1 protein-coding gene is annotated in these 1655 nt (G+C 43.6%); it reads left to right on the top strand.

Features of this window, described 5'->3' with window-relative positions; genetic code table 11:
• Window positions 1–282 precede the first annotated feature (282 nt).
• Window positions 283–1578, top strand: coding sequence for an RNA-guided endonuclease IscB (iscB, locus tag F6J94_RS33695; RefSeq protein ID WP_293048263.1), 1296 nt, complete (start codon window positions 283–285; stop codon window positions 1576–1578).
• Window positions 1579–1655 lie beyond the last annotated feature (77 nt).

Below are 1655 nucleotides of genomic sequence, written 5' to 3'. Positions count from 1 at the left end.
GTCAATAACTCACCGCTAAGTCTTTTCAGACTATAGCGGGAGCTTGTTAAAAGCTCATAATTGACCAGTCTAAGTTCTCAGAGAACTACGTTATTTTTGAGTGTTCAAGTTCCTACCTGGGGATGCGTAGCTAGTCCCCAGCTCTAGAACCCAGTCGTTAAACAGGTGTAGTTGAGTTAAGCCAGTGCGATTGGGAAAGTACCGAGAAATAACTTTGACGTTCGCGAAGCGTGTGCGAAGCACTCAGCTAACTTAACCCTAGCAATAGGAGGAAACACAATTATGCGTGTCTTTGTACTCAACAAAAACCGACAACCCTTAGACCCATGCAAGCCTGCGAGAGCCAGAATTTTACTTTCAGCAGGAAAAGCAAAGGTCTATCGTCGTTACCCATTTACCATAATTTTGGCGGAGGAAGTAAAACGGCCAATAACTCACGAACACCAACTCAAAATAGATCCTGGAGCAAAAACAAGCGGTTTAGCTATCGTCCAAGGAAAACGAGTAATCTGGGGATCTGAACTTACCCATCGAGGTTTTCAAATACGAGAGGCTTTGATCTCTCGTAGACAATTGAGACGTAGTAGACGTAATCGCAAGACTCGATACCGCAAGCCCAGGTTTCTTAACAGAACTAGACCAAAAGGTTGGTTAGCCCCCAGCTTGACGTCTAGGGTTCAAAATATTTTAACTTGGGTTAAAAAGTTGAGTCGATTCTGCCCTGTTACCGGCATCTCCCAAGAATTGGTCAGGTTTGACACTCAGAAACTACAAAATCCTGAAATATCTGGAATTGAGTATCAACAAGGTACGCTTTATGGTTACGAACTTCGGGAATATTTGCTTGAAAAATGGAATCGTAAGTGTGCTTACTGCGGGGTAACAGGAACTCAACTAGAAGTTGAACACATTAAACCATTATCCAAAGGCGGTTCTAATCGAGTTTCTAATTTAGCGATTGGCCGTAGGCCACGCTACGCGAACGCGTGTCGTCCATGTAACCAGGCTAAATCTAACCAAGACATTGAGCTTTTCCTGTCTAAAAAGCCTAGCATTTTGAAGCGCATACTAAGTCAAGCCAAACGTCCTCTGGCTGATGCGGCTTCTGTCAATACGACCCGCTGGAAGTTGTATCACGATATCAAATCAATAGGATTGCCTGTTGAAGTAGGTAGCGGTGGATTAACCAAATTCAATAGATGCCGCCAAAGTCTTCCTAAAACTCATTGGTTAGATGCGGCGAATGTTGGAAAAGTTGAAACACTGATTGTTGAAGTAACCCTACCTTTGGTAATAACAGCTAAGGGACACGGCACTCGTCAGCTCTGTAGGACTAATAAGTATGGGTTTCCCACTCGTCATTGCTCCAGAATTAAATTTCACAAAGGCTTTCAGACAGGAGATATTGTCCGCGCCGTGGTGACTAAGGGGAAGAAGATCGGTACTTATGTAGGACGGGTCGCAACCAGAAAATCAGGGTCTTTCAATATCTCAACAAAATCAGGACTGGTGCAAGGGATTAGTCACAAATATTGTAAATTTATTCACAGAAAGGATGGTTATGCTTATACAAACTAGACTCTGTCCTCCTTTTCCTCTCACCGTTAACCCTGCGGGTATAACGGGAGTCTCCAAGGAGGTAGAAAGATGAAAGG

Origin of the sequence: Moorena sp. SIO1F2 (assembly GCF_010672755.1) — a bacterium.
Classification (GTDB): domain Bacteria; phylum Cyanobacteriota; class Cyanobacteriia; order Cyanobacteriales; family Coleofasciculaceae; genus Moorena.
This window is presented reverse-complemented; position numbering and strand designations above follow the sequence as displayed.

What these genes read in the sequence shown, in the direction of transcription:
- iscB (WP_293048263.1), top strand. Translation starts at nt 283, where the DNA reads ATGCGTGTCTTTGTACTCAACAAAAACCGACAACCCTTAGACCCATGC.